General features: G+C 39.4%; 24 protein-coding genes and 1 pseudogene. 11 read left to right on the plus strand and 14 right to left on the minus strand.

Features of this window, described 5'->3' with window-relative positions:
• Positions 1-79 precede the first annotated feature (79 nt).
• A complete protein-coding gene (locus tag CYAN7822_RS23165; protein WP_013324673.1) occupies positions 80-346 on the plus strand; it encodes a CopG family antitoxin in 267 nt (88 codons plus the stop codon).
• A gap of 163 nt (positions 347-509) precedes the next feature.
• Here CYAN7822_RS23165 and CYAN7822_RS23170 read toward each other — a convergent pair whose 3' ends face one another.
• From CYAN7822_RS23170 to CYAN7822_RS23180, 3 genes are read right to left on the minus strand one after another with little or no spacing between them, the layout of a single operon-like run.
• Positions 510-1,472 carry an AAA family ATPase gene (locus CYAN7822_RS23170; RefSeq protein ID WP_013324674.1) on the minus strand — a complete coding sequence of 321 codons (963 nt, stop codon included), beginning with the start codon at positions 1,470-1,472 and terminating at the stop codon, positions 510-512.
• Complete coding sequence (locus CYAN7822_RS23175) at positions 1,457-1,987, minus strand: hypothetical protein (RefSeq protein WP_013324675.1); 531 nt, start codon at positions 1,985-1,987, stop codon at positions 1,457-1,459. Before CYAN7822_RS23175 ends, CYAN7822_RS23170 begins: the two co-directional genes overlap by 16 nt.
• The gene (locus tag CYAN7822_RS23180; protein ID WP_013324676.1) at positions 1,951-2,574 is read right to left on the minus strand and encodes a hypothetical protein; all 624 of its coding nucleotides are present in this window, start codon (positions 2,572-2,574) and stop codon (positions 1,951-1,953) included. The genes CYAN7822_RS23175 and CYAN7822_RS23180 overlap by 37 nt, the downstream gene beginning before the upstream one ends.
• A gap of 113 nt (positions 2,575-2,687) precedes the next feature.
• Here CYAN7822_RS23180 and CYAN7822_RS23185 point away from each other — a divergent pair, with 113 nt between their 5' ends.
• Complete coding sequence (locus CYAN7822_RS23185; protein ID WP_013324677.1) at positions 2,688-2,954, plus strand: hypothetical protein; 267 nt, start codon at positions 2,688-2,690, stop codon at positions 2,952-2,954.
• 57 nt (positions 2,955-3,011) lie between these two features.
• Here CYAN7822_RS23185 and glgA read toward each other — a convergent pair whose 3' ends face one another.
• Positions 3,012-4,454, minus strand: a complete 1,443-nt coding sequence (glgA, locus tag CYAN7822_RS23190) for a glycogen synthase GlgA (RefSeq protein WP_013324678.1) — start codon at positions 4,452-4,454, stop codon at positions 3,012-3,014.
• Between the two features lie 118 nt (positions 4,455-4,572).
• Positions 4,573-5,070 carry an ureidoglycolate lyase gene (locus tag CYAN7822_RS23195; RefSeq protein ID WP_013324679.1) on the minus strand — a complete coding sequence of 166 codons (498 nt, stop codon included), beginning with the start codon at positions 5,068-5,070 and terminating at the stop codon, positions 4,573-4,575.
• Between the two features lie 82 nt (positions 5,071-5,152).
• On the opposite strand from CYAN7822_RS23195, the gene CYAN7822_RS23200 reads away from it, so the two are divergent.
• Both CYAN7822_RS23200 and CYAN7822_RS23205 read left to right on the plus strand, forming a co-directional pair.
• Entirely contained in the window at positions 5,153-5,407 is a 255-nt protein-coding gene (locus tag CYAN7822_RS23200) for a hypothetical protein (protein ID WP_013324680.1), read from the plus strand.
• Positions 5,404-5,814, plus strand: a complete 411-nt coding sequence (locus CYAN7822_RS23205; RefSeq protein ID WP_013324681.1) for a retropepsin-like aspartic protease — start codon at positions 5,404-5,406, stop codon at positions 5,812-5,814. The genes CYAN7822_RS23200 and CYAN7822_RS23205 overlap by 4 nt, the downstream gene beginning before the upstream one ends.
• Positions 5,815-5,912: 98 nt before the next feature.
• Here CYAN7822_RS23205 and CYAN7822_RS39585 read toward each other — a convergent pair.
• Positions 5,913-6,071, minus strand: a pseudogene (locus tag CYAN7822_RS39585) (DUF29 family protein); the annotation flags it as partial.
• A 150-nt stretch (positions 6,072-6,221) separates the two neighbouring features.
• Here CYAN7822_RS39585 and glyQ point away from each other — a divergent pair.
• Together glyQ and CYAN7822_RS23215 are read left to right on the plus strand one after the other, a co-directional pair.
• Positions 6,222-7,112, plus strand: coding sequence for a glycine--tRNA ligase subunit alpha (gene glyQ / locus CYAN7822_RS23210; protein ID WP_013324682.1), 891 nt, complete (start codon positions 6,222-6,224; stop codon positions 7,110-7,112).
• 166 nt (positions 7,113-7,278) lie between these two features.
• The gene (locus CYAN7822_RS23215; protein ID WP_013324683.1) at positions 7,279-8,193 is read left to right on the plus strand and encodes a hypothetical protein; all 915 of its coding nucleotides are present in this window, start codon (positions 7,279-7,281) and stop codon (positions 8,191-8,193) included.
• A 70-nt stretch (positions 8,194-8,263) separates the two neighbouring features.
• Here CYAN7822_RS23215 and CYAN7822_RS23220 read toward each other — a convergent pair whose 3' ends face one another.
• The 3 genes from CYAN7822_RS23220 to CYAN7822_RS23230 form a co-directional block, all read right to left on the minus strand.
• Positions 8,264-9,226, minus strand: coding sequence for a succinylglutamate desuccinylase/aspartoacylase family protein (locus CYAN7822_RS23220; RefSeq protein WP_013324684.1), 963 nt, complete (start codon positions 9,224-9,226; stop codon positions 8,264-8,266).
• A gap of 3 nt (positions 9,227-9,229) precedes the next feature.
• Positions 9,230-10,135, minus strand: coding sequence for a 30S ribosomal protein S6--L-glutamate ligase (rimK, locus tag CYAN7822_RS23225; RefSeq protein ID WP_013324685.1), 906 nt, complete (start codon positions 10,133-10,135; stop codon positions 9,230-9,232).
• A gap of 241 nt (positions 10,136-10,376) precedes the next feature.
• Positions 10,377-10,694 (minus strand): c-type cytochrome, encoded by a 318-nt coding sequence (locus CYAN7822_RS23230; RefSeq protein ID WP_425365346.1) that lies wholly within the window; start codon positions 10,692-10,694, stop codon positions 10,377-10,379.
• 311 nt (positions 10,695-11,005) lie between these two features.
• Here CYAN7822_RS23230 and petG point away from each other — a divergent pair, with 311 nt between their 5' ends.
• Positions 11,006-11,122 (plus strand): cytochrome b6-f complex subunit V, encoded by a 117-nt coding sequence (gene petG, locus CYAN7822_RS23235; protein ID WP_013324687.1) that lies wholly within the window; start codon positions 11,006-11,008, stop codon positions 11,120-11,122.
• Between the two features lie 134 nt (positions 11,123-11,256).
• On the opposite strand, the gene tsaE is transcribed toward petG, so the two are convergent.
• The 3 genes from tsaE to CYAN7822_RS23250 form a co-directional block, all read right to left on the minus strand.
• Complete coding sequence (gene tsaE, locus CYAN7822_RS23240; RefSeq protein WP_041933361.1) at positions 11,257-11,727, minus strand: tRNA (adenosine(37)-N6)-threonylcarbamoyltransferase complex ATPase subunit type 1 TsaE; 471 nt, start codon at positions 11,725-11,727, stop codon at positions 11,257-11,259.
• A 29-nt stretch (positions 11,728-11,756) separates the two neighbouring features.
• Positions 11,757-13,151, minus strand: coding sequence for a gluconeogenesis factor YvcK family protein (locus tag CYAN7822_RS23245; protein WP_013324689.1), 1,395 nt, complete (start codon positions 13,149-13,151; stop codon positions 11,757-11,759).
• A gap of 119 nt (positions 13,152-13,270) precedes the next feature.
• The gene (locus tag CYAN7822_RS23250) at positions 13,271-14,191 is read right to left on the minus strand and encodes a DMT family transporter (RefSeq protein ID WP_013324690.1); all 921 of its coding nucleotides are present in this window, start codon (positions 14,189-14,191) and stop codon (positions 13,271-13,273) included.
• A 112-nt stretch (positions 14,192-14,303) separates the two neighbouring features.
• Here CYAN7822_RS23250 and CYAN7822_RS23255 point away from each other — a divergent pair, with 112 nt between their 5' ends.
• Both CYAN7822_RS23255 and bioF read left to right on the plus strand, forming a co-directional pair.
• Positions 14,304-14,672, plus strand: coding sequence for a DUF1823 family protein (locus tag CYAN7822_RS23255; protein WP_013324691.1), 369 nt, complete (start codon positions 14,304-14,306; stop codon positions 14,670-14,672).
• Between the two features lie 84 nt (positions 14,673-14,756).
• Positions 14,757-15,905: an 8-amino-7-oxononanoate synthase gene (bioF, locus tag CYAN7822_RS23260; RefSeq protein ID WP_013324692.1), complete on the plus strand. Its 1,149-nt coding sequence runs from the start codon at positions 14,757-14,759 to the stop codon at positions 15,903-15,905.
• A 50-nt stretch (positions 15,906-15,955) separates the two neighbouring features.
• On the opposite strand, the gene CYAN7822_RS23265 is transcribed toward bioF, so the two are convergent.
• Positions 15,956-17,539, minus strand: a complete 1,584-nt coding sequence (locus tag CYAN7822_RS23265) for a DGQHR domain-containing protein (protein WP_013324693.1) — start codon at positions 17,537-17,539, stop codon at positions 15,956-15,958.
• Positions 17,540-17,844: 305 nt separating this feature from the next.
• Here CYAN7822_RS23265 and CYAN7822_RS23270 point away from each other — a divergent pair, with 305 nt between their 5' ends.
• A complete protein-coding gene (locus CYAN7822_RS23270; protein ID WP_245602624.1) occupies positions 17,845-18,648 on the plus strand; it encodes a DNA sulfur modification protein DndB in 804 nt (267 codons plus the stop codon).
• A 1-nt stretch (position 18,649) separates the two neighbouring features.
• A complete protein-coding gene (locus CYAN7822_RS23275; protein WP_013324695.1) occupies positions 18,650-19,492 on the plus strand; it encodes an Rpn family recombination-promoting nuclease/putative transposase in 843 nt (280 codons plus the stop codon).
• 56 nt (positions 19,493-19,548) lie between these two features.
• Here CYAN7822_RS23275 and CYAN7822_RS23280 read toward each other — a convergent pair whose 3' ends face one another.
• Positions 19,549-20,730, minus strand: a complete 1,182-nt coding sequence (locus tag CYAN7822_RS23280) for a DNA sulfur modification protein DndB (protein ID WP_013324696.1) — start codon at positions 20,728-20,730, stop codon at positions 19,549-19,551.
• Between the last annotated feature and the right edge of the window lie 54 nt (positions 20,731-20,784).

The following is a 20,784-nucleotide window of genomic DNA, read 5'->3' on the forward strand; positions in this document are numbered from 1 at the left end:
AGGCGTAGTGCTATATTTTTACAAACTATTATTCCGTCAAGAAAAGCAACTCAAAAGTATCTAGGAGGCCAAAAGAGCGATGACTAAGCTTAATCAAGAAGAACAAGAAATTTTTGACTCCTATGAAAATGATGAGTGGAATTCTGTGAAAACGTCAGAGAGAATAACTCAGTTACAGTCTTATGCAAAAGCTACCCTTGCTAAAGATAAGAACATAACTTTGAGGTTGTCTTCCCTCGATTTGGAAGCGCTTCAAGCTAAAGCCATAGAGGAAGGCATACCCTATCAAACACTAATCTCTAGCATCTTACATAAATATGTCACGGGTCAGCTAATTGATAATTGAACATTTAGGTTAATTAGGAACATAATATTTAATTAAATCATAAGTCTTTTGAATAATTGATAATTCTTTCATTGCCTTTAAAGCCCCCCTTATTAAGGCAGGGCTGTTTCATGTTTATAAATTCCCTGACCCTGAAGGGACTTGCTCTACGGACTAAGCCTGCCTACGCAGGCTTCAATATTAAATATTTATTAATAATAAAAAATTTAGCCCGTTCTTCGAGGCTTTTTAGTAAGGCTTCTGCACAAGGAATTTTATCATTATCCAATATTGATTCAAATTCTTTAGGATTATGGCACATTAAATGAACCCAATCAATCCATTCACTGGTACTAATGACTTTGGTAGATGTTCTCTCATCAATATCTGCTTCCATTTTCTCTCTTAATTCTAGAAATTTATTGACGGCTTTTTCTAATAAGTTGGGCTTGAGAACTTTTTTATATTGGGGAAAACGAGCAATAACAATTTCTTTCAATCGGTCTGATGAGGGACATTTTACTGAATAATAAAGACAGCGCCGCAAAAAAGCATCTGATAATTTTTTCTGGGAATTACTGGTAATAAAAATAATTGGGTTTGAGCCTTCACTTACAGATACTTCTTCTTTTGTTTCAGGGATATAAAACTTTTTGGTATCATCTAAGACATCTAATAAATCATTGGGAAAATCTACGTCTGCTTTGTCAATTTCATCAATTAGGATAACCATTGGCTTGCCACAGGTAAACGCTTCTCCTAATACGCCGTACTTGCGATAGGTTTCAATCTGTTTAATAGTTTCTGGGGTGATTTCAGAAATTTGTCCTGTGGCGGCTAATTGAGCATCTCTAAGCCGCCCAATAGTATCAAAAGTATAGAGTAAATCAATGGCTTTGCTTGTAGATTTAACCGAGTAGGCTTTATAATCTAATTTTAATTCATAAGCAACTGCACGAGCTAATTGAGTTTTGCCGCCACCGGGTTCACCTTCTAGTAAAAGAGGACGTTTTAAGAACATAGCATAATTAACGGCTTTAATGAGGTCATCATCGGGAAAATAAGGATAGATAATTTCACCTTCTTTAGGGTATCTTTCTTCTACTGAATGTTTTTTAGTCCCTGTATATTTTAGATTTTCTGCCATAAAGTTTCCTCAATTTGACAACCGCAGTATGAGTGAATTGCTTCTAGTAACTGATCGTTATGACCTTTACATTGTTGCCAAAGCTCAATAACTTTTGCCGGCTCTTTATCCTTTATAATTTTTCTAAATAATTCATCATTATTGTTTTCAAGTAGGTTTAACCATCTCCTTAAGTCTTCATCGTTAAAACATTCCCCAACTTCAAACCTCAAATTATATCCTATAGAATTATATTGAATCTCATTAATACTAAAAAAACAAAGAAATAAATGGTGCTTTGTGGTTGGGAAATCTTTTGTTATAAGATTCCAAAATTGCTTGATTACTGCCTCTCCAGTGGGAACTCCAATCTCATCTAAAGATTGAACTAAAAAAATGATGCTTTGTTTTTCTAGTATTGTTTGTAATACTTCAGAAATTTCTGGTATAGTTGATGTTTTTTTTATTGTAAATTTAATCTGAGATGATTTAAGTTTTTTTAGCTTTTGTTGATTATTAAAGATTTTAGTAACCAATGGCAGGAATAATTCTTGTCTGGTAATTTACGTAAATATAAAGAATGATAGGTATCTTTTCTTTCTCTAAAAGACTTTTTTTGTGAGCGATAATTAAATTTACATAATTCTATATTTAATTCTTCTTCTTTCTTTAAAATTTCCCTAACAGGTTGCTTTTTATCACAAACGTCTTCTGCGTTTACTTGTAAAGTTTTACATAAGATATCAAAAGCTTTACCATCTATGTTTTCCCCTAGTCTAAATCTTTTACAAGTTGCGGCAGAAATTCCTTTACCTACAATATATTGATTATCGATTAGTTCTTGAAGTTCTGCATAGGAAATATTTCTCTTTTGATTAAGGCAGTCTTGATAAATGGTGGAATTTAAAACTCTTGAAAGAAATTTTTCATCAATAATTTGGTCATTAATAAGTTTTTTTTGTAGAAAGTTAATACTTAGTCCTTTTTGTTGAATCTTACTTTCGTATCGACTTAAAACGAACTTGGTTGCTTGTTTTGATAATGCTTCATCGCCTCCAAGACGATTAATTTTTTCTTGAATTGTATTCCTATTTTTCCAAAATAGCTTTTTTAGGTTGGCCATTACCACAAAATTTTAAATTTGTCAAAAACTGCTCCAGATCTGAATTATGAGGATTCATAAGTCAATTCTACGATGAAAGAGTCAACAAAAAGTCTTACTAAACACAATAAACGATGAATAGTCAAGCTCAAACCAAGCAACAATCTAACAACACCTCTATTGTGCCAGCAGTTAATCTTAGTAACACTCCTATGAACACTACCCAAACAAACCCAAATCAAACCAATCAACAGTCTAACACTGTCTCTGTTGCCTCAGCCGCCACTCCTAATCCTATTACCCCTGTGCCTTCACAAGTGGCGGGTTCTGACGGGTTTTTCTTGCTAATGTTTCCCCTGGTTTTAGCGGTATTTTATGCCCTTCTCAATCAGAAAAAGTAGCAATAATAAGAGAAATTTTACAGGTGAGGTTTTTGGTGGGCAATGCCCACCCTACTATTAGCCGCTATATTTAGCCGCCTCTCTTAATTCCTCTAACTTATCCTTTTCTTCATGAGTCAATTCATCGGGTTGAGCGGTGATTTGTTTGTAAACCTTGAGATATTCAACCGCAGAATTATACCAACTAAAATCCTGGTGCATTCCTCGTTGTTGCAGTTTTGTCCAATCATCTTTATAGCGGAAACTTTCCCAAGCTCTGACCAGACAGGTATAAAGATCTAAAGGTTCATAGCGATCAAACATAAAACCGGTTCCGCTTTGACTAACCGGATCATGGAAAGATACAGTATCAACTAAACCCCCTGTCCGTCGCACCAAAGGCACACAACCATAACGCATCGCTAACATTTGAGCAATGCCGCAAGGTTCAAATTTAGAAGGCATTAAAAAGGCATCTGTCCCGGCATAAATCCGACGGGCAACAGCATCATTATATAAAATTTGTACTGCCATTCGTCCCGGAAAACGAGAGGATAATTGCCAAAGTTGGCTTTCATAATATCGTTCTCCCACCCCTAAAACAATAAATTGGCAATCGGTATAAGATAAAAAGCGATCCAACATTTGTAAAACTAAGTCAATCCCTTTTTGTTCGACAAGGCGTGTTACCATCCCGATCAAAAAAACCTTTTTATTGACTTGTAATCCTACCTCTTCTTGTACCGCAATTTTATTAGCCGTTCGTTTTTCTAGAGTATCGGGAGTGAAATTTTGCTGTAAATATTTATCCGTCGCCGGATTATAACTTTCACTATCAATCCCATTAATAATACCAACTGTATTACCGCTAATATAAGATAATAACCCTTCTAATTTTTCTCCATAGGCTGCCGTTTGAATTTGTTGAGCATAAGTCGGAGATACCGTAGTCACTCGATTAGCATGGAGTAAGGCGGCAGACATAACGTTATCCCCCTGCATATACCAAGGACACCAAGTAATACTCTCTAACAAAGTACGCCAAGGCCCCTGATAAGCGAGGTTATGAATAGTAAAAACGGTGCTAATATCTGGAGATTGGTGCATCCAAACCGGAATCATGCCCGTATGCCAATCATGACAATGGATTACTTCGGGTTTCCAATAATTCCAGCAAAATTCGGCGGCTCCGTTCGAAAAGAAAGTGAAACGCCAGTATTCATCATCTCCCCCGTAAATCTTCCTCGGATCAAAAGCAGGATGTCCAAATAGATATACAGGAACATCGCTATTCGGGAGTGTCGTTTCATAGACGGCAAACTTTTGAAACATGGCCTCGCCCCACCAAACGGGTTCAGAGGGAATATCCACCTTATCACCCAGGAAACCATAATAGGGCATAAAAATCCGTACATCATGCCCGAGTTTCCGTAAAACTTTTGGTAAAGCACCGACCACATCTCCCATTCCCCCTACTTTAGCTAGGGGTGCAGCTTCAGCAGATACAAATAAAATACGCATCTTGAGTTAGCGTTCCGTCTTAAAACTTGCATTGTTAGGATTATAAGCTAGTAGGGTCAAACTACAACTATCATTTGGGAGATATAAAGGAATATAGTATCGGAATGAACTGGGATCTCTAAGCAACTACAATTTCAAAGTCTAGATTATCCGAGGCGCGAAAGTTATGGGTAAAGTGATCGATGATGTTGGTATCACTCAGTTCGAGGTTATAAAAATCTACCACTTCATGATCAAAATAGGGCCCGGCGTGCCATGTTCCTACTTCTAGTTTAATAAAACAGTTGCCCGGGATATGAAAGGCCCTCAATTGTTCTAAGTCCGGTTGTGGACTGTCTGAGGGCGGCGCGACAGCAATAAACCAATCTTTGCCTTCTAGAGAGCCTAAACATTGGGTACATTGATTATGACGGGTAATTCTGTTGAATTTGCGCCCTCGTTTGCTTAAGCGCATGATATAAAAGCGTGGTGTTCCTTTTTCTAGGTTTAATTGGGCATCAGTTTGATCATAGTGTTTTCCGTCTTCTGAAGGAGTGATTAATTGGCCATAGGGTTTAAAGCTTTCGGCGGTGATCCATTCTGCTTGCAGTTGTTTGAGTTGGGTAGTCTCAGTCATGGTTATTAGGGATTAAATAAGCTTATTAATTATTGTAGGTACAATGAGCAGTAGAACTATGCGGCTCAAGGACAATTAATTTATGGAAACTGATCAGGTTAAGCCTAATGCGGCTCAAATTTTAACTTTAGAAGAAATTATCCGTTATTATCCGGATCAATGGGTATTAATTGCTGACCCTGAACTAGATCAAGATTTAGAGGTTATTCGGGGGGAAGTGGTTGCTCATTCACTAGACCGGGATGAGTTGTATAATCAACTGGGAGCAAGCAAAGGTAAATCATTTGCTATTGAGTACACCGGTTCTACCGCAGATGACGTTGTAGTGCTGATATGAGTCAACAAAAACGTTATTCTTTATTGCCCTATGGGGTTAATTTATTTAAGGTTAAAGCTGTTATTGGAGGAACAAGAAAAGGTTTTTCAGGACGAGTTACATTATTAGTTGACACAGGTTCAAGCTTTACTATTTTACCTGTTCAGGTTTTACAGCAGCTAGGCTATAACCTTAGTCAACCTTCCCGCCGACGATCTATTATTACTGGTCAGGGTAGGACACCGCCTTTACCAGTAGTTCCTGTTTCTTGGTTTAATTGTGCAGGACAATTGATAGAAAATTTTGAAGTTGTTGCTTTTGATATTCCTGCCGGCTTACAGGTTAATGGTTTATTAGGGATGGATTTTTTATTGAGTTGTCGTGCCGTCATTTCATTAGCACAAGCAGAGATATATTTTCAGAATTAAAGTATAAAAATATATAACTAGCTACTAAACCTAACAACTACCCAAGAATTTAGTTACTATTGTTGACCAATCAGGTAGATAACGTATATCTGTTAAGGCTAAATCTTTAACAACATTCTTAGCTTGTTAAGGATAATCAATTCCGCATAAGAACAACAAGTTCTAAGCTCACTTTTACCAAAATTAACGACCTCCTCGATCAGGTTTTCTACGTCTAATTGGTCAAAGCGTCCAGAACGTAATAACTCGGCCTGTTGTTCTGACCAGAGTCAAAAATTCGTCTCGTATAACTTCAAATTTTCCATTTTTCAAAAAGTCATGATTATTTAATCATATTTTAAGCGACAATAAACAGAAGAAGTGCGGAACGAATTCCGCACCCCAGTCAGCAACAACGCGAGGAAAAGGTGACTATCACATTTCAGTCAATCATTGCTAAGTTACATGAGTTTTGGAGCGCTAAAGGGTGTCTGATCGCGCAACCCTACGATACAGAGAAAGGCGCTGGAACCATGAGTCCTCATACCTTTTTAAGAGCGATCGGCCCTGAACCTTGGTCTGTGGCCTATACAGAACCCTGTCGCCGCCCTACCGATGGACGTTATGGTGAAAACCCTAACCGCTTTCAGCACTATTATCAATACCAAGTGTTGATTAAACCTTCCCCTGATAATATCCAAGATATCTATTTAGACTCTCTCAGAGCGTTGGGCGTTCACCCTGAAGACCATGATATTCGCTTTGTAGAGGATAACTGGGAGTCTCCTACCCTTGGCGCTTGGGGCGTGGGTTGGGAAGTGTGGTTAGATGGGATGGAAGTCACTCAGTTTACCTATTTTCAGCAGTGCGGCGGCATTGACTGTCGTCCCGTCTCCATTGAAATTACTTACGGGTTAGAACGTTTGGCGATGTATTTACAAAATGTAGATGCTATCACGAAAATTCAATGGAATGAACAGGTGAGTTATGGGGAAATTTTTCTGCAAAATGAGATAGAACAATGTACCTATAATTTTGAAGCTTCTACTCCGGATTTGTTGTTTAATCTTTTCAGTTTGTATGAACAGGAAGCTAAACAACTTATTGACAGAAGTTTAGTCATTCCCAGTTTAGATTATGTCCTCAAATGTTCTCACACTTTCAATTTATTGGATGCTAGAGGAGTCATTGCTGTGGCTGAAAGAACCCGTTATATCGGCAGAATCCGCAATTTAGCGCGGGAAGTGGCTCAGTTGTATTTACAGCAACGAGAAACATTAGGTTTCCCTTTACAACCCCAATCTCTTGAAGCGGCTTAACTTGAGCGGGTGGGTATTACCCACCTTATTCGTTAATAGCCCAATTAACTTTTTCTAGAGTGCTAAGTCGCATTTTACACTATTTTTAGTTTATTTTGGCAAAATTTTACTATAATTAGCTTAAACTGTTTAGTATTTAGAGCGACTGATTTTGGAGTGCCCTAGAATGAAAGACTTAATAATGGGTTATGCAACAAACTCTAAGTTTGATGATTTCTATAGGTTTGTTGTATCAATTCGTCAACATTGTCATCCAGATAAAGTTGATGTTGTTGTTTTTATTAATGCGTTAGGGAATGAGTTTGCCAAGGTAGCTGTAGAACATAATATTACTCTGATACCAGTGGAAAATGTGTGGAAGTGGGTTACTAGCTCAAAGCTCTTAAATCTCGTCTATTACGCAAAAATTTTGGGACTGCAAGTTTTGATGCGACTAAGTTCAGGTGCTGATCGTGTCTCATTAGAGAACGATTATAGGCATACTCTTGCCCATTGGATACATCCAATTGTAGGTCGATGGTTTGCTTACCATACATTTCTTAAGGTGAACTCCAGTTATCGAATGGTGATGACTTCAGATGTACGTGACGTTATCTTTCAAGCTTCTCCCTTCCATAATTTAGACTCTACTAAGCTTCATGTTTTTGAACAAGCAAGCCGTTATTATGGACAAAAAAATCTAGATAGTCAATGGTTTAGTATGGTCTATGGAAAAAAAGGTCTTGAAGAAGTGGCTGGAAAAGCTGCTCTCTGTGCAGGAACCATATTAGGAGAAAATGCTCTTATGACACAACTCATTGAATTAATGACGCTAGAGACTCAATTCCATCCTCGTAACATTATTGATCAAGCAGTATTCAATAAGGTGATTAACCATGATTTTCCAAGTAACCAAGTCGTGAGACATAATTTGAAGAGTGGTTCCGTCCTCACCTTGTGTGCAGATCATAAGGAGGCTTGGGAAATTCAGGATGACAAAGTTATAGTTGATGGTCGGATTGCTCCTGTTATACATATGTATGATCGTGATCCTCAGACTAACCAATTATTTCTCAGCAAGATTCCAATTCCACAGTATTAAGCCGTAACGGGGATGGCTTTTTGAGACTCTAAAATTTAGATGTGTTTTAGCTTTGATTCCCTTTTCTTTATTAAATAACAGCTAAATGAACAATACCATCCCCTTGATGAACTAAAGGATTTTGAGTATAACTAATCACCATCCCATTAATGGGCGAATAAACTTTAAGTTCTGTATCCCCGAAGGCATCAGTAATAAACCCTAACAATTGTTTTTTCTGTACTCGCTGTCCTAATTGAATATTTAAATGCAAAATTCCTCCGCGAGATGCCCTAACCCATTTCGTTTCTTCAACTTCTAAAGAGATATCTGTAGCGCTTAAAAAAAAAGAATACATCCCTAAATATTCCATGACCCGCATAATTCCTTCTACGCCAATGCGAATGGCTTCTCCATCAAATCGCAAAGCCTCGCCGGCTTCATACAGTAAAATAGGAATTCCTTTTTGACTGGCGGCTTGTCGCAGCGAACCATCCCGAGTAGTGGCATGAATCATCAAAGGTGCGCCAAATGCTTTAGCAAAAAGTTGAGTGTGTTCGTCTTCTAAATTAGCTCTTATTTGCGGTAAATTAATCCGAGGTGAAGCCGCCGTATGTAAATCAATTCCGTGAGTGCTATTGTTAACAATTTCTTTCATAAATAAATAAGCTAACCTCGAGGCTAACGAACCATTATTAGCCCCCGGAAAAGAACGATTTAAATCGCGGCGATCCGGTAAATAGCGAGATTGTTCGATAAAGCCAAATACATTCACCACAGGAACCGCTAATAAGGTTCCCTGTAACTGTTTCGGTTGTATTTTTTCTAAGACTTGACGGATGATTTCTACTCCATTAATTTCGTCTCCATGAATGGCTGCACTTAACCACAGTCGCGGACCGGGTTTTTGTCCATTCAGCACGATCACGGGTAACGAAATTGAGGTTTGAGTGGGTAAACGACTGACAGGAATGTCTAAGCGCCGTCGTTTACCTGGCGCGATCGCACTCTCAGCAATCACAATTGTATGATCTGTCAACTTTTCTTTAACCATAACTTAATATTGTATGCGATCGCGGGTCGAACCGTTTTCAGCATTTCTGGCCACAAAGTCGATGATTTTTCCGGCCACATCAATACCGGTGGCTTTTTCAATTCCTTCTAGTCCGGGTGAAGAATTCACTTCCATCACCACCGGACCATGATTTGAGCGCAACAAATCTACACCAGCTACCCTTAAACCCATCGCTTTTGCCGCTCTAATGGCTGTACTGCGTTCTTCTGGGGTTAATTTAACTTGTTCAGCTTTACCGCCTCGATGTAAATTTGAGCGAAATTCTCCTTCTGCGCCTTGGCGTTTCATGGCGGCGATCACTTTTCCTCCTACCACAAAACAGCGCAGGTCTACCCCGGCGGCTTCTTTGATATATTCTTGTACTAAAATATTTGCCTCTAAGCCGCGAAACGCTTCGATCACTGATTTAGCCGCTTGTTTTGTTTCTGCTAAAACCACCCCTATTCCTTGAGTTCCTTCTAAGAGTTTAATCACCACTGGCGCACCGCCAACCGTCTCCAGTAGTCCATCAATATCTTCTGTGGCGTGAGCAAACCCCGTCACCGGTAACCCTATTCCTTCTCGAGCCAAAATTTGTAAGCAGCGTAATTTATCGCGCGAACGAGAAATGGCCTGGGATTCATTGGCACTAAACACCCCTATCACTTCAAATTGTCTCACCACTGCGGTGCCGTAAAAGGTTCTTGAAGCGCCAATGCGAGGGATAACCGCATCAAAATTTTCTAAGGGTTTGCCATTGTAAACCACTGTAGGATTGTGAGAGGTTATATTCATATAACAACGCAGATAATTGATCACTCGCATTTCATGTCCCTGCATTTCTCCAGCTTCTTTGAGCCGTTTTGTTGAGTACAGGGAGGGATCTTGGGATAAAATTGCAATTTTCATCGACAATCCTCCGTTCATCAGGCAAATTGTACAATTTTAACGGTCTTTAATCTCGCTCGCTTTGAAAGAGTTACCTACAATCAGCGAGCTAGGAGACGAATAAAAAAGATTTAACAATTAATTAAGGAAGAAAACACTTTTTATACTTATTAAAACTATTAATTGTCATAAATTAGATTATAGTGGCTAGGGGAATTAATCACTTAAAAACCCAGTAGTCTTCCTTGCTTGGCTTTTTTTATTACAATCGTTCCAAGTAATTCAATAAATCAGCCATTTCTTGAGGAGAAGGTTGAAATTTGGGCATGGGGGGGGTGTCTCCACTAATAACTTGTTCGATGAGTCGGACTTTTGATTTGCGCTTGGGAACGTGATGCAGACTAGGCCCTACACTGCCATCTGCTTGTTGTCCGTGACATCCGGCACAGTTGATTTGAAAAATTTCATATCCTCTGGCGAGGTCTCCCTTTAAAGAAAGAACTTCCTGAACGTAAGGATCATAAACTCGACTGATATATAAACCCAAAAAAATGACTGCAACAATTGCACCAATCGCTATTACGGCGATGATGAGGCGAGAAACTAATACTTTGGGTTGAGTTAACTGGCTATCCACTGGTCATTTATCTATCAATGCTGTCCTTGCTCTTTACATTTTGCAACGTTTTTGATCACAAAAGCTACTTAAATTAAGTTGATGTAACAGTTTTCCTAAGAATTTTATATTTTTGTAATTTTTTATTAAGTTTATTGACTTTTTTACAAGAAAATGATATGTAACTCTGGAGAAAGAGGAGGAGTATTAAATAAGGCAGTGGATAAGGTAGGATATATTTTGAAATATTAATCTTCAAATAAAGGAGAGGCATCGTGATTGAACCTTTGGTTCTCGGTCTGGTAATCGGTTTAGTCCCTGTGACCTTAGCTGGTTTATTTGTAGCCGCTTATTTACAGTACAAACGTGGTAATCAACTAAACCTTGATTAAGGGAGTTAATTTACCAATTATCTTGGGGCATATGGCAGATTATATAGCGGCTATCTTCTGCCCCCGCTCAAAAATAAGACTTTTTTAAGGGTATTTTCGGAAAATATCAACGGTTTGGGCCAACCCTAAAGCCTTCAAGCCGAAAGTTTTAGTAAATCTAAATTAAATTCCCATTTCCCCACTAATTGTATTTGAACCTGACGACCTTGTTCTGGGAGATAAGTTAACTGAAGTTCAAGATAATTTGGGGGTTTACGGGGTAAACGTTGTGCCCATTCTATAGCCATAATTCCTGGGGGAACTTCTACAGCATCCCAGTAAAGTTCGAGATAAAGAGACTTAATTTCTTCAGATTGTAAGCGGTATAAATCGAAATGGTACAAAGGTAAACGCCCTTCATGATATTCATTAATAAGGGTAAAAGTAGGACTAACAATGGGTTCTTCAATAGCTAAACCTTCTCCTATTCCTTGAACTAAAGTCGTTTTTCCAGCGCCTAAATCCCCAAAAAGCAAGACCACGCTAAGCGGCGGCAGGTTTTCGCCGAGTTTTTTTCCTAAATGGTAGGTGGCTGTTGAATCAGGCAAAGTCATTATTAAAGTCATTTGTTATTAGTCATTAAGTCCCTTTCCGATTAACTTATTTTACGATTTTCTTTGCGGCTATACCATCGCATCAAAACTCTAGCTAATCGATAGGGATCATGACGAACATAGCCGGTTTTTTCATCTTCATCCATGACATTCGCTAAAATTACACGACAACCGAGATCAGATACATCTTCGCGATCTAAAAAGACCGGATGGCAGTTTTCTTGGGCATAACGTTTTAACGACTCAGGAGAGGGAGCAATTTTTTGTGCTAAAACCACGTCAAAAATCCGTTGATGAGAAACTTGATCTATGGCCCGAATATGATCGGCCACTGTATAGCCTTGGGTTTCTCCGGGTTGAGTCATAATGTTACAAACATAGATCCGAGGCGCTTTAGATTTTGCTAAGGCTTTGGTAATTTCTGGCACTAATAAATTAGGAATAACGCTAGTATAGAGACTGCCGGGCCCAATAATAATATAATCTGCTTCTTCAATCGCTTTAATCGCAGCCGGTAAAGCGGCAGGTTTTGAAGGTGTACAACCAATTTCCTCAATTTTTCCGCCAGCTTCGGTAATATGAGATTCTCCTTCAATGAGTCGCCCATCACTCAAGCGGGCCCACAAACTCACATCTGCTAAAGTGGCGGGTAAAACTTTTCCTCGAATGGCTAATACTTTAGAACTTGCTGTGATCGCCCTTTCTAAATCGCCGGTGATTTCCCCCATCGCCGTCAGAAATAAATTACCAAAACTATGACCACTTAATCCATCTCCGGCTTGAAAACGATATTGAAACAGTTCTGTCAGTAATTTTTCCTCATCAGCTAAAGCCGCGATACAGTTGCGAATATCCCCAGGCGGCAAAATTCCCATTTCTCGCCGCAGTCGCCCTGACGATCCCCCATCATCAGCTACAGTCACAATGGCGGTAATATTGGAACTATAGTGTTTAATTCCCCTCAGTAAAGTGGATAGACCGGTTCCCCCTCCAATGGCGACTATTTTCGGACCTCGGTTAAGTCGTCGATGGGCTAAAAGAACATCTACTAATTCTTGGTCTCCTTCGGGTTGTAGAACTTCTGTAATTGAACCTACCGTTCGACTTTGACCCCATAGCAGCAAGAATAATCCTATTCCCACCGCCAAGGGACCGGATACTGAATTCGGGATAATATTAGCCAGCGTTGTCACAAGTTGGCTTACTAATTCTATGAAGCGATTAATAGGGGTCAATTTCACCCAAATGGCTATTCCTAAAATCGTCAGGAAAACACCCCCTAAACTAATTAGTAGCCAGCGTTTAATAAACAATCCCGGCGATAACCACTTAAACCATCGGTTAACTCGCTTGGGAGTTCGTTGACGCATGGTGGCTAACCGGCTTTTTTCTGAGTTGAGTCTGCGTAAGGCTTCTTTGAGTGGACTGATAGACATAGCCGATAACCTGTAAATTAAATTATTATCTTGACAGAATTTAAACAAGTCTGCACGCTTTGAGCGAGAATTTTATTTAATTGGACTATTGTAAACTAAGTTTTCATTGTCTTTGTTACCTACTCTCTATTTTCGGTTTTAGCTATGATGGCAATAGCTACTCCTATTAATACCACTACTCCTCCTAATATGACTAACTGGGGGGGAAGTTCTCCAAAAATTATCCAGCCAAAAACGCTTGAACCCACAGGTTCAAACAAAATCGCTAAGGCAACCAAAGTAGGAGAAATCGAACGCACCGCCCAATTGAGAGTCGTATGACCAATTAATTGCGAAAAGATTGCCATAAGTAAAACATATAAATAAACCTCTTTTGGATATCCTAAATAACTTGTCCCCATTAATAACGGAAAGGGAAGAAGTAATAAAGCGGCACTACTATAAGCAATTAAAATATAATTGCCCACACTAAACCCAAAGCGTTGAGCTTCTCGTCCTAATAATAAATATAAGCTTGCCATCCACGCCCCGATCAAAGCCAGAAAATCTCCTAATAAAGGGTTATTATTTTCTCCTCCTATACTCCCATCTCCTAGCGTAATTAATATTCCCCCAACTAGGGCAATGGTTATCCCTCTTATCATAGGCTTGGTCAACTTTTCTCCAAACCACCACCAAGATAACAAGGAGATCCACACCGGCGTTGTGGTGACTAGAGTCGTAGAAGTGGCAATGGAGGTGAAAGATAAGGAGGTGATCCAGGTAGCGAAATGCAAGGCTAGACAACATCCTGCACCACAGGCATAATAAGTAGCACTTCTGTTTTCCTGAGTGTATTTTAAATTGGGCCATCTGGGCAGTAAGATAGTAGCGGCTATGATTAAACGAGATGCGGCTAAAAACAAACTAAACCCTACTCCTTGTACTCCGGCTATCTCAAAACAAAGGCGAATAAATATTGCGGCTGTGGAGATAGCTAAAACACCTAATGCTAAAATCATTCCGACTTTCGATTCTTGAATTTTATTGATTATTCTCATTGCTTGAGAGAGCTTCTATCCTTAAAACTCTACTATTGTAAAGAAATCTTTTAGAGTTTTAAATTAAGTTAATGGGCAAATTTTAATCATTGGCATTTTTTTTGAAGTAACCATGACAGAATTACCTCCTTTAAATACCGATACCATTTGGGCAATTCTTAACGAACAAATTGAGGATGATCTCGTCAATCAATTAGTCTGGTATTATCTGGGTTATCGCTATGACGAATCTACTCAAACTTGGAATAATAGTCAGGTATCTGAAGATTGGAAACAAGACTATCCTGAACCGCCTGATTTTATTGCACATCGTCCTCCCACCATGAAATTAACTCGTTCTATTCCTCAAGCCAATAAGCAATTGTTAAAGGAAAAATTAGGATTTAAAGGTTATAAAATTGGAGAATTTACCCCCACTCAAGCCCGTCGCGCTACTATGGCTAATTGGCTATTAAGTTATATGCAATTAAATAATTATTAGTTATTAGTCATTAGTCATTGGTCATTAGTCATTGGCTCTTATCAAAAAATTAATCATCATTAATCATAGTCTCTGTTCCCTATTATGAATTCTAATCCTTATAGCTGGATTGAAGAATCTTTAGAAACCATTCACAAAGCTCATTGGTATCGCTCGGTAAAAACGATTCAAAATCGAGCCGGCGCGATGGTAGAATTAGAGGGAAAATCTGTTATTAATTTCGCCAGTAATGATTATTTAGCACTAGCGGCAGATGAACGGTTAATTAATGCGGCAATAGAAGCGCTCTTAACCTATGGTACAGGAAGCACCGGTTCTCGTCTGTTGAGTGGACATCGGGAAATTCATCGAGAGTTGGAAAGCAAGATCGCTTCTTTAAAACAAACTGAGGATGCTATGGTTTTTAGTTCGGGTTATCTCGCTAATTTAGGAACTATGGCGGCTTTAGTGGGAAAACGAGATTTAATTTTAGGGGATCAATATAATCATTCTAGCCTAAAAAATGGGGCGAAATTGAGTGGGGCGACGGTTATAGATTATCTTCACTGTAATACCGAAGATTTAAACAAAAAACTCTCTCAATATCGTTTGTCTTATCGCCGTTGTTTAATTGTGACTGATAGTGTTTTTAGTATGGATGGTGATCTTTGTCCCCTTCCTGAAATATTAGATCTAGCTCAAGAATTTAATTGTATGTTACTGCTAGATGAAGCTCATGCAACTGGTGTGATGGGAAAAACTGGGGCGGGATGTGTGGAATATTTTAACTGTACCGGAAGAGAATTAATACAGATGGGAACTCTTAGTAAAGCGCTAGGAAGTTTAGGGGGTTATGTAGCCGCTTCAGAAAAGTTAATTGATTTTTTGCGTAACCGTGCTAGTAGTTGGATCTATACGACGGCATTATCTCCTGCTGATACAGCCGCAGCATTGGCGGCTATTAAAATTATTGAAAATGAACCCCAACGCCGTCAACAACTCTGGAAAAATACTGCTTTACTTAAAAAGCAACTGTCTGGGTTTAATATTTTGCCTTCTCTGACTCCCATTATTTGTCTGGGGTTAGACAGTCCACAACAAGCCTTAGAACTGGCTAAAAAACTGCTAGAAGCGGGGATTTTTGCCCCGGCTATTCGTCCTCCTACGGTTCCTACTAGCCGCCTTCGTTTTAGTGTGATGGCTACTCATCAAGCGAGTCATTTTCAACAATTAGGAGATGTTTTAAGGGGATAATATTTGATTAGCGGTTAAATTGAACTCAAGGACAAAAGTTGCCGCTATTATTACAATACTGTAGGCAGTTTAATGGCTTCGGGCGCTACATTTTCACCATTAAAGTTGATCGCTTGCTTTTCTATTGTTCTAGCTTGAACGAATTCTTGATCAAGTTGATGCTGTTCTTTTTCGTCCATTCCTCCTAATAGATAAACTATCAGTTTAGCCGCTAGTTTTCGTCCGGCTACTTGAATGCGCTTTTTAAGAGGATCATAGAGAATGCCATACCAAAGGGAAGAGGGTTTTTCTATCTGACTAAAGCCTCCTGCCTCATCAAACTGATAGAGTTTTTCAAAAAGTGTATCTATCGGTATTTGGTTTTTAAAAACTAAAATTCCTAAAGCTTGGGCGAGGGCAATTTGACCCACAGGGCGGAAGAGGAGGTTGGCTTGTCCTTTACCTTGTTCATGACTGAAGCGGCGCAGTTGAGGGGTTTTTTTGCCTTGTGCGAGTTGGCGATAACTGGGTAAATTGGCGAGATGATCAAACAATTCGGTAAAAATCTCTAACGCTTCTTCTAATTCCTCGTCTTCGGGACGTAGGGGAATGATATGCTTTTTGTTTTTGGGTTGCCAATGGGGGTATTGATGGGATAAATATCCCTCGGACATATCTTGTAAGGCTTGCAGAGTGGTGAGAACAGTCGATTTTGAGGAGATGGTGGCACTGTCCCAGTTGACCCGAGGATGCCAGTTAGGGTCGTCTCGGTCTTTGAGTAAAGGATGATTCATGGCTATTTGTCTAGCAATGATGGCAAACCCGTCATCTTCGTTGAGGAGGGCGAGTTGTCCTTTACTGAGGATAACAGCCATGCGGTTAACATGAACAAAAATTGACCGGACTCTGCGTCTTGCTTGTTCATAAGTTTCACCACTGAGGACGGCGGGAATGAATTCAACACCGATTTTTTCTTTGGCCAGACTTTGGAGATAGGAGAGGTTTAGGTCGTAGGTTTCCATGAGGTCATCGGTGGTGATGACTTGGCCTGCCGCTTTTTTGATTTTGTTGTAGAGTTCTAAGCGCCCGGTTTTTATTAACTCCATCAGTCCTTGTATTCCCATCAGGCGGTGTTGTCCATCCAGGGCAAAAATGGAAAAGTTTTCTGAGACATCCAGGAGTCCGAGGTTTTGCTGGGGGTCTAGGGGGGTAAAGTTGACGGCAGGAATTTGGGCGCTTTTGCCGCTTCCCCAAGCTTCGGCGTTAGGGTCGTTGACCCAGTGAGGGCTAATGACGGCTAGGACTGGGGGGAATTTGTGATGTTTTCGGGTGGCTAGGTATTGGGCGAGATGGGCCTGTCTTGACCAGTCTAAGGGACGTTGTTGCAGTTGTTCGATGGTTTGGGCATCTCGGATGATGTTATTGGTTTTGGGGTCGAATTTTTGTTGAAATAAGGGCAGTTGTGAGGCGAAACAAACTCGTGCGGCTAACCATTCTAAGGTCACTGAGCCTAGGTAGGCTTCACTGGTTCCCATTTGGGTTTTTTGTACGAGGAGGCGATCACTTTTGGATAGGTAGCGGTCTAGGAGAAGGGCAAGGGCTTCTTTTTCTTGGTTTTCTCGTTGTAAGATTTGGCTGGCTAGATCGGAGTTCATTCTTGTGAGTTTTTAAAAATATTAGGTTATGTTTGACCTCTCCCCCGACCCCTCTCCTACAACTAGATGGGAGAAATACAACTAGATGGGAGAAATACAACTAGAAGGGAGAAATACAAGGGTTATAAATGCGAAAATACCCCCGAAAAATCTCTATTGCCTCATTTTAGTAGGGTGTGTTAGCGAAGCGTAACGCACCGCTATCTCTGCGGCATAGAATGGCTTATCAAAATTATACTATAATTTAAATATTTTTAAAAACCAATATGATGTAATAATAAGTTTAAACCCAAATCACAATTGACATGATGTCTAACTTTGAGTATGTTTTACCGGTCATCCGAGGCATACAAGCGGGACGGGAGTATTATCTGTCTATGTGTCCTTTGCCACTTCTGCCGAAGTTGTTTCCTTTGCCAAAGGAGGATAAGCCGCCAGCAAGCCGCTCTCAACGGCGTTTAAATCCAGCGAGGGCGAAACAAATTTATCAATATGTTTTTAAAAACCGAGGTGATTATATTTTTTCTGCGCTGACTGCCTCTATTGATGCGGATGTCATTTTTGAACCTTTGGGGGAGAAGGGGGAGCAAACGAAGATCGGACGCTTGAGAATACCAATGGAGGCAGAATTAACCCTACAGGATGGGTTACATCGGCGGGTAGCATTGGAGATGGCGTTAAAGGAAAATCCTCAGTTGAGTTATGAGGCGATCGCGGTTATTTGGTTTTTGGATGTGGGGTTAGAACGATCACAACAGATGTTTAGGGACCTTAATGGGTTCGGGGTGCGTTCTTCGTTATCTTTGAATGTGCTTTATGATCACAGAGATCCAATGGCGAGGGTGACTAGAGGGGTACTGGAAAGGGTTGAAGGGTTGCGGGTGTTGACGGACTTGGAAAGGGATAGTTTAGGGAAAGGTTCTGATAAGCGGCTTACTCTCCACAAGGTTTATCAGGAAACCGTTAGGGTATTGGGGGATCATCGGGATAAGAAGTTAGAGGAACAGATCGAGTTAGGGGTTAGGTTTTGGCAAGAAAAATTAAAAACTTTTGACTTTTCTGTTAATGCTTCTGCTACAAGATCTGACCATTCAACCAGAGAAGATTAAAATGAAGAATGACCCGATATTTTATCGAATTTTTAAAGAGTTTCCCCGTACATTTTTTGAACTTATTGGGGAACCGGTTGAGGAGGCGAACCATTACCGTTTTGACTCTTGTGAACTGAAGCAGACTGCATTTCGTATAGATCGGTTGTTTCTACCTGTTGATGAGGGTTATCCTCTCTATTTTGTGGAGGTACAATTCCGATATGAGGCGAATTTGTATGCGGGGTTATTTGCTGAAGTTTTTATCTATCTTAACCAAAATGATCCGACTCAGGATTGGCGGGGAGTGGTTATTTATGGCAGTCGGCGTTATGAACCGAGGCAAGTTTTGCCTTATGAAGATTTGCTAAGATCTGATCGAGTGAGGAGAATTTATTTAGATGAGTTGCCGCAGGAGTGTTTTAGTTCTTTGAATTTGCGGCTTGTTGAGTTTATTATAAGTGGGGAGGATGCGGCAGTCCAGAAGGGGCGGCAGTTAGTGGAGGAAGTTGATAGGATTGAAGATGAGGATGAAAGGTTAGAGATTCTTGGGTTATTAGAAACTCTTATTGCTTATAAGTTTGATAATCTTACTCAGGAGGAGATAAGACAGATGTTTAGTTTGGATGAGTTCAAAAAGTCTAGGTTGTATCAGGATATTTATCGAGAAGCACAAGAAAAAGGTCTAGAGAGAGGTCTAGAGAGAGGTCTAGAAAGAGGTCTAGAGAGAGGTCGAGAAGAAGCTAAGTTACAGACTATTGATGCTTTATTTAGACGAGGGTTTTCTGTGGAGGATATTGCTGATATTGTTCAGTTGGATGTGGAGAGGGTTAGGCAGAGGGTTCAAAGTGTAGGGGAGGGTTAGGGGTTGGATAGGTTTAGGGAACATTAAATTAAAAGAAATGATTGAGCTAGTAGGGTTTAGTATTCTAGCCATCCAAGCGCTGTCTTAGCGGCATGAACAGCCATATTGACTGGGTTAACATTAGCTGATATTTTATATCGTTTAGCAGTATTCTTGGCATTGAGATCTAGTTTTATTACGTTTCCTTGCCAAAGATTGCCACTTTTTTCCCAATCTAATTCAGCTATTTTTGAAACTTTTTCAGGTGCAAAAATATTATTATCTTCGTTGTATGTACAGTAAAGTAAACGACCTAAAATTTCTAACCCTACGCTTGTTCCAAGAAGACAGTTATCTTTAAATTTGATAATATTGTCAACAGTCAAATTTTCTATACTGGTTTCACAAATATGTCGAGTTTGACTGCACTCAGCAAAAAATTGATTTAGACAACTAATTAAAGTTTGAGAAGCTTGTTCTACATCATAATCTTCTAGTTCATCTTGAGGATTATTGACAAAAGCACAACTCACTAATTTTGCAATATAATTAGTTGTATAAATTAATTTTTGTTTAGTGGCGGGAGAGTTTTTAATTTTTTCAGTCTTATTAAAGAACATAAGCACTTGTTCAAGCAAATTTTTAGTAATTCCTACTCTTCCTTCAAATTCTCCAAAAGAAAGGAGTAAAGATTTGTCAAGAGCTTTGGTTTGTGCCATATCACGGAAATCTGTTTGACATTGATTAAAATTCGCTTCTAAAACAAGAGTAACGGGAAAATCATTATCTCCTATCCATTCCGCATCAGGACTTTCAATTAAATCGTGAATAGCTTGTTTGCGATGTTGACCATCAGTAATATCTAGTTTAACTCCCCGAGGAATGACAATTAAAGCAATGCCTCTACCCATTTGAATTAACTTAATTTTTTCAGGATCAACATTTGCAGTGAGTGTCCCTAAAATCCAAGGTTTATTTTGTTTTGCTCGTTTGAGAATATATTGTTTTACCTCTTCAGCGTGCCCCTTGATCTCGGGGCGATTTTTGCCTGAATCAGGATCATTGCCTGTAGAGGGTTTAGCTTGAAGTAAAGTAGGCAAATCGTGAGCAGGAACGTTTATTTGAATCATTTTCCGTTTTCCTTGCTGACAAATTAATCCCGGATAGCATTTTTCCCTATAATACTTAGCGAAATAGGGTTCCAGCAATTCATCAAGCCGAGGGGTATGTTCACTATCATCTTTAAATTCAGACATCATTAGAACTTATACAATTTAATAAAAACCTACTTAACCATCATAATCGCCAACCAA

It is taken from the genome of Gloeothece verrucosa PCC 7822 (assembly GCF_000147335.1).
Lineage (GTDB): Bacteria > Cyanobacteriota > Cyanobacteriia > Cyanobacteriales > Microcystaceae > Gloeothece > Gloeothece verrucosa.

Excerpts from the sequence above, each read along its gene's own strand:
- bioF (WP_013324692.1), top strand. The coding sequence starts at position 14,757 with ATGAATTCTAATCCTTATAGCTGGATTGAAGAATCTTTAGAAACCATT.
- CYAN7822_RS23270 (WP_245602624.1), top strand. The coding sequence starts at position 17,845 with ATGATGTCTAACTTTGAGTATGTTTTACCGGTCATCCGAGGCATACAA.
- CYAN7822_RS23220 (WP_013324684.1), bottom strand. The coding sequence starts at position 9,226 with ATGGTTAAAGAAAAGTTGACAGATCATACAATTGTGATTGCTGAGAGT.
- CYAN7822_RS23185 (WP_013324677.1), top strand. The coding sequence starts at position 2,688 with ATGAATAGTCAAGCTCAAACCAAGCAACAATCTAACAACACCTCTATT.
- CYAN7822_RS23215 (WP_013324683.1), top strand. The coding sequence starts at position 7,279 with ATGAAAGACTTAATAATGGGTTATGCAACAAACTCTAAGTTTGATGAT.
- rimK (WP_013324685.1), bottom strand. The coding sequence starts at position 10,135 with ATGAAAATTGCAATTTTATCCCAAGATCCCTCCCTGTACTCAACAAAA.
- CYAN7822_RS23180 (WP_013324676.1), bottom strand. The coding sequence starts at position 2,574 with ATGGCCAACCTAAAAAAGCTATTTTGGAAAAATAGGAATACAATTCAA.
- tsaE (WP_041933361.1), bottom strand. The coding sequence starts at position 11,727 with ATGACTTTAATAATGACTTTGCCTGATTCAACAGCCACCTACCATTTA.
- CYAN7822_RS23205 (WP_013324681.1), top strand. The coding sequence starts at position 5,404 with ATGAGTCAACAAAAACGTTATTCTTTATTGCCCTATGGGGTTAATTTA.
- CYAN7822_RS23250 (WP_013324690.1), bottom strand. The coding sequence starts at position 14,191 with ATGAGAATAATCAATAAAATTCAAGAATCGAAAGTCGGAATGATTTTA.
- CYAN7822_RS23195 (WP_013324679.1), bottom strand. The coding sequence starts at position 5,070 with ATGACTGAGACTACCCAACTCAAACAACTGCAAGCAGAATGGATCACC.
- CYAN7822_RS23245 (WP_013324689.1), bottom strand. The coding sequence starts at position 13,151 with ATGTCTATCAGTCCACTCAAAGAAGCCTTACGCAGACTCAACTCAGAA.
- CYAN7822_RS23200 (WP_013324680.1), top strand. The coding sequence starts at position 5,153 with ATGGAAACTGATCAGGTTAAGCCTAATGCGGCTCAAATTTTAACTTTA.
- CYAN7822_RS23275 (WP_013324695.1), top strand. The coding sequence starts at position 18,650 with ATGAAGAATGACCCGATATTTTATCGAATTTTTAAAGAGTTTCCCCGT.
- CYAN7822_RS23255 (WP_013324691.1), top strand. The coding sequence starts at position 14,304 with ATGACAGAATTACCTCCTTTAAATACCGATACCATTTGGGCAATTCTT.
- CYAN7822_RS23280 (WP_013324696.1), bottom strand. The coding sequence starts at position 20,730 with ATGATGTCTGAATTTAAAGATGATAGTGAACATACCCCTCGGCTTGAT.
- CYAN7822_RS23265 (WP_013324693.1), bottom strand. The coding sequence starts at position 17,539 with ATGAACTCCGATCTAGCCAGCCAAATCTTACAACGAGAAAACCAAGAA.
- CYAN7822_RS23165 (WP_013324673.1), top strand. The coding sequence starts at position 80 with ATGACTAAGCTTAATCAAGAAGAACAAGAAATTTTTGACTCCTATGAA.
- CYAN7822_RS23170 (WP_013324674.1), bottom strand. The coding sequence starts at position 1,472 with ATGGCAGAAAATCTAAAATATACAGGGACTAAAAAACATTCAGTAGAA.
- glgA (WP_013324678.1), bottom strand. The coding sequence starts at position 4,454 with ATGCGTATTTTATTTGTATCTGCTGAAGCTGCACCCCTAGCTAAAGTA.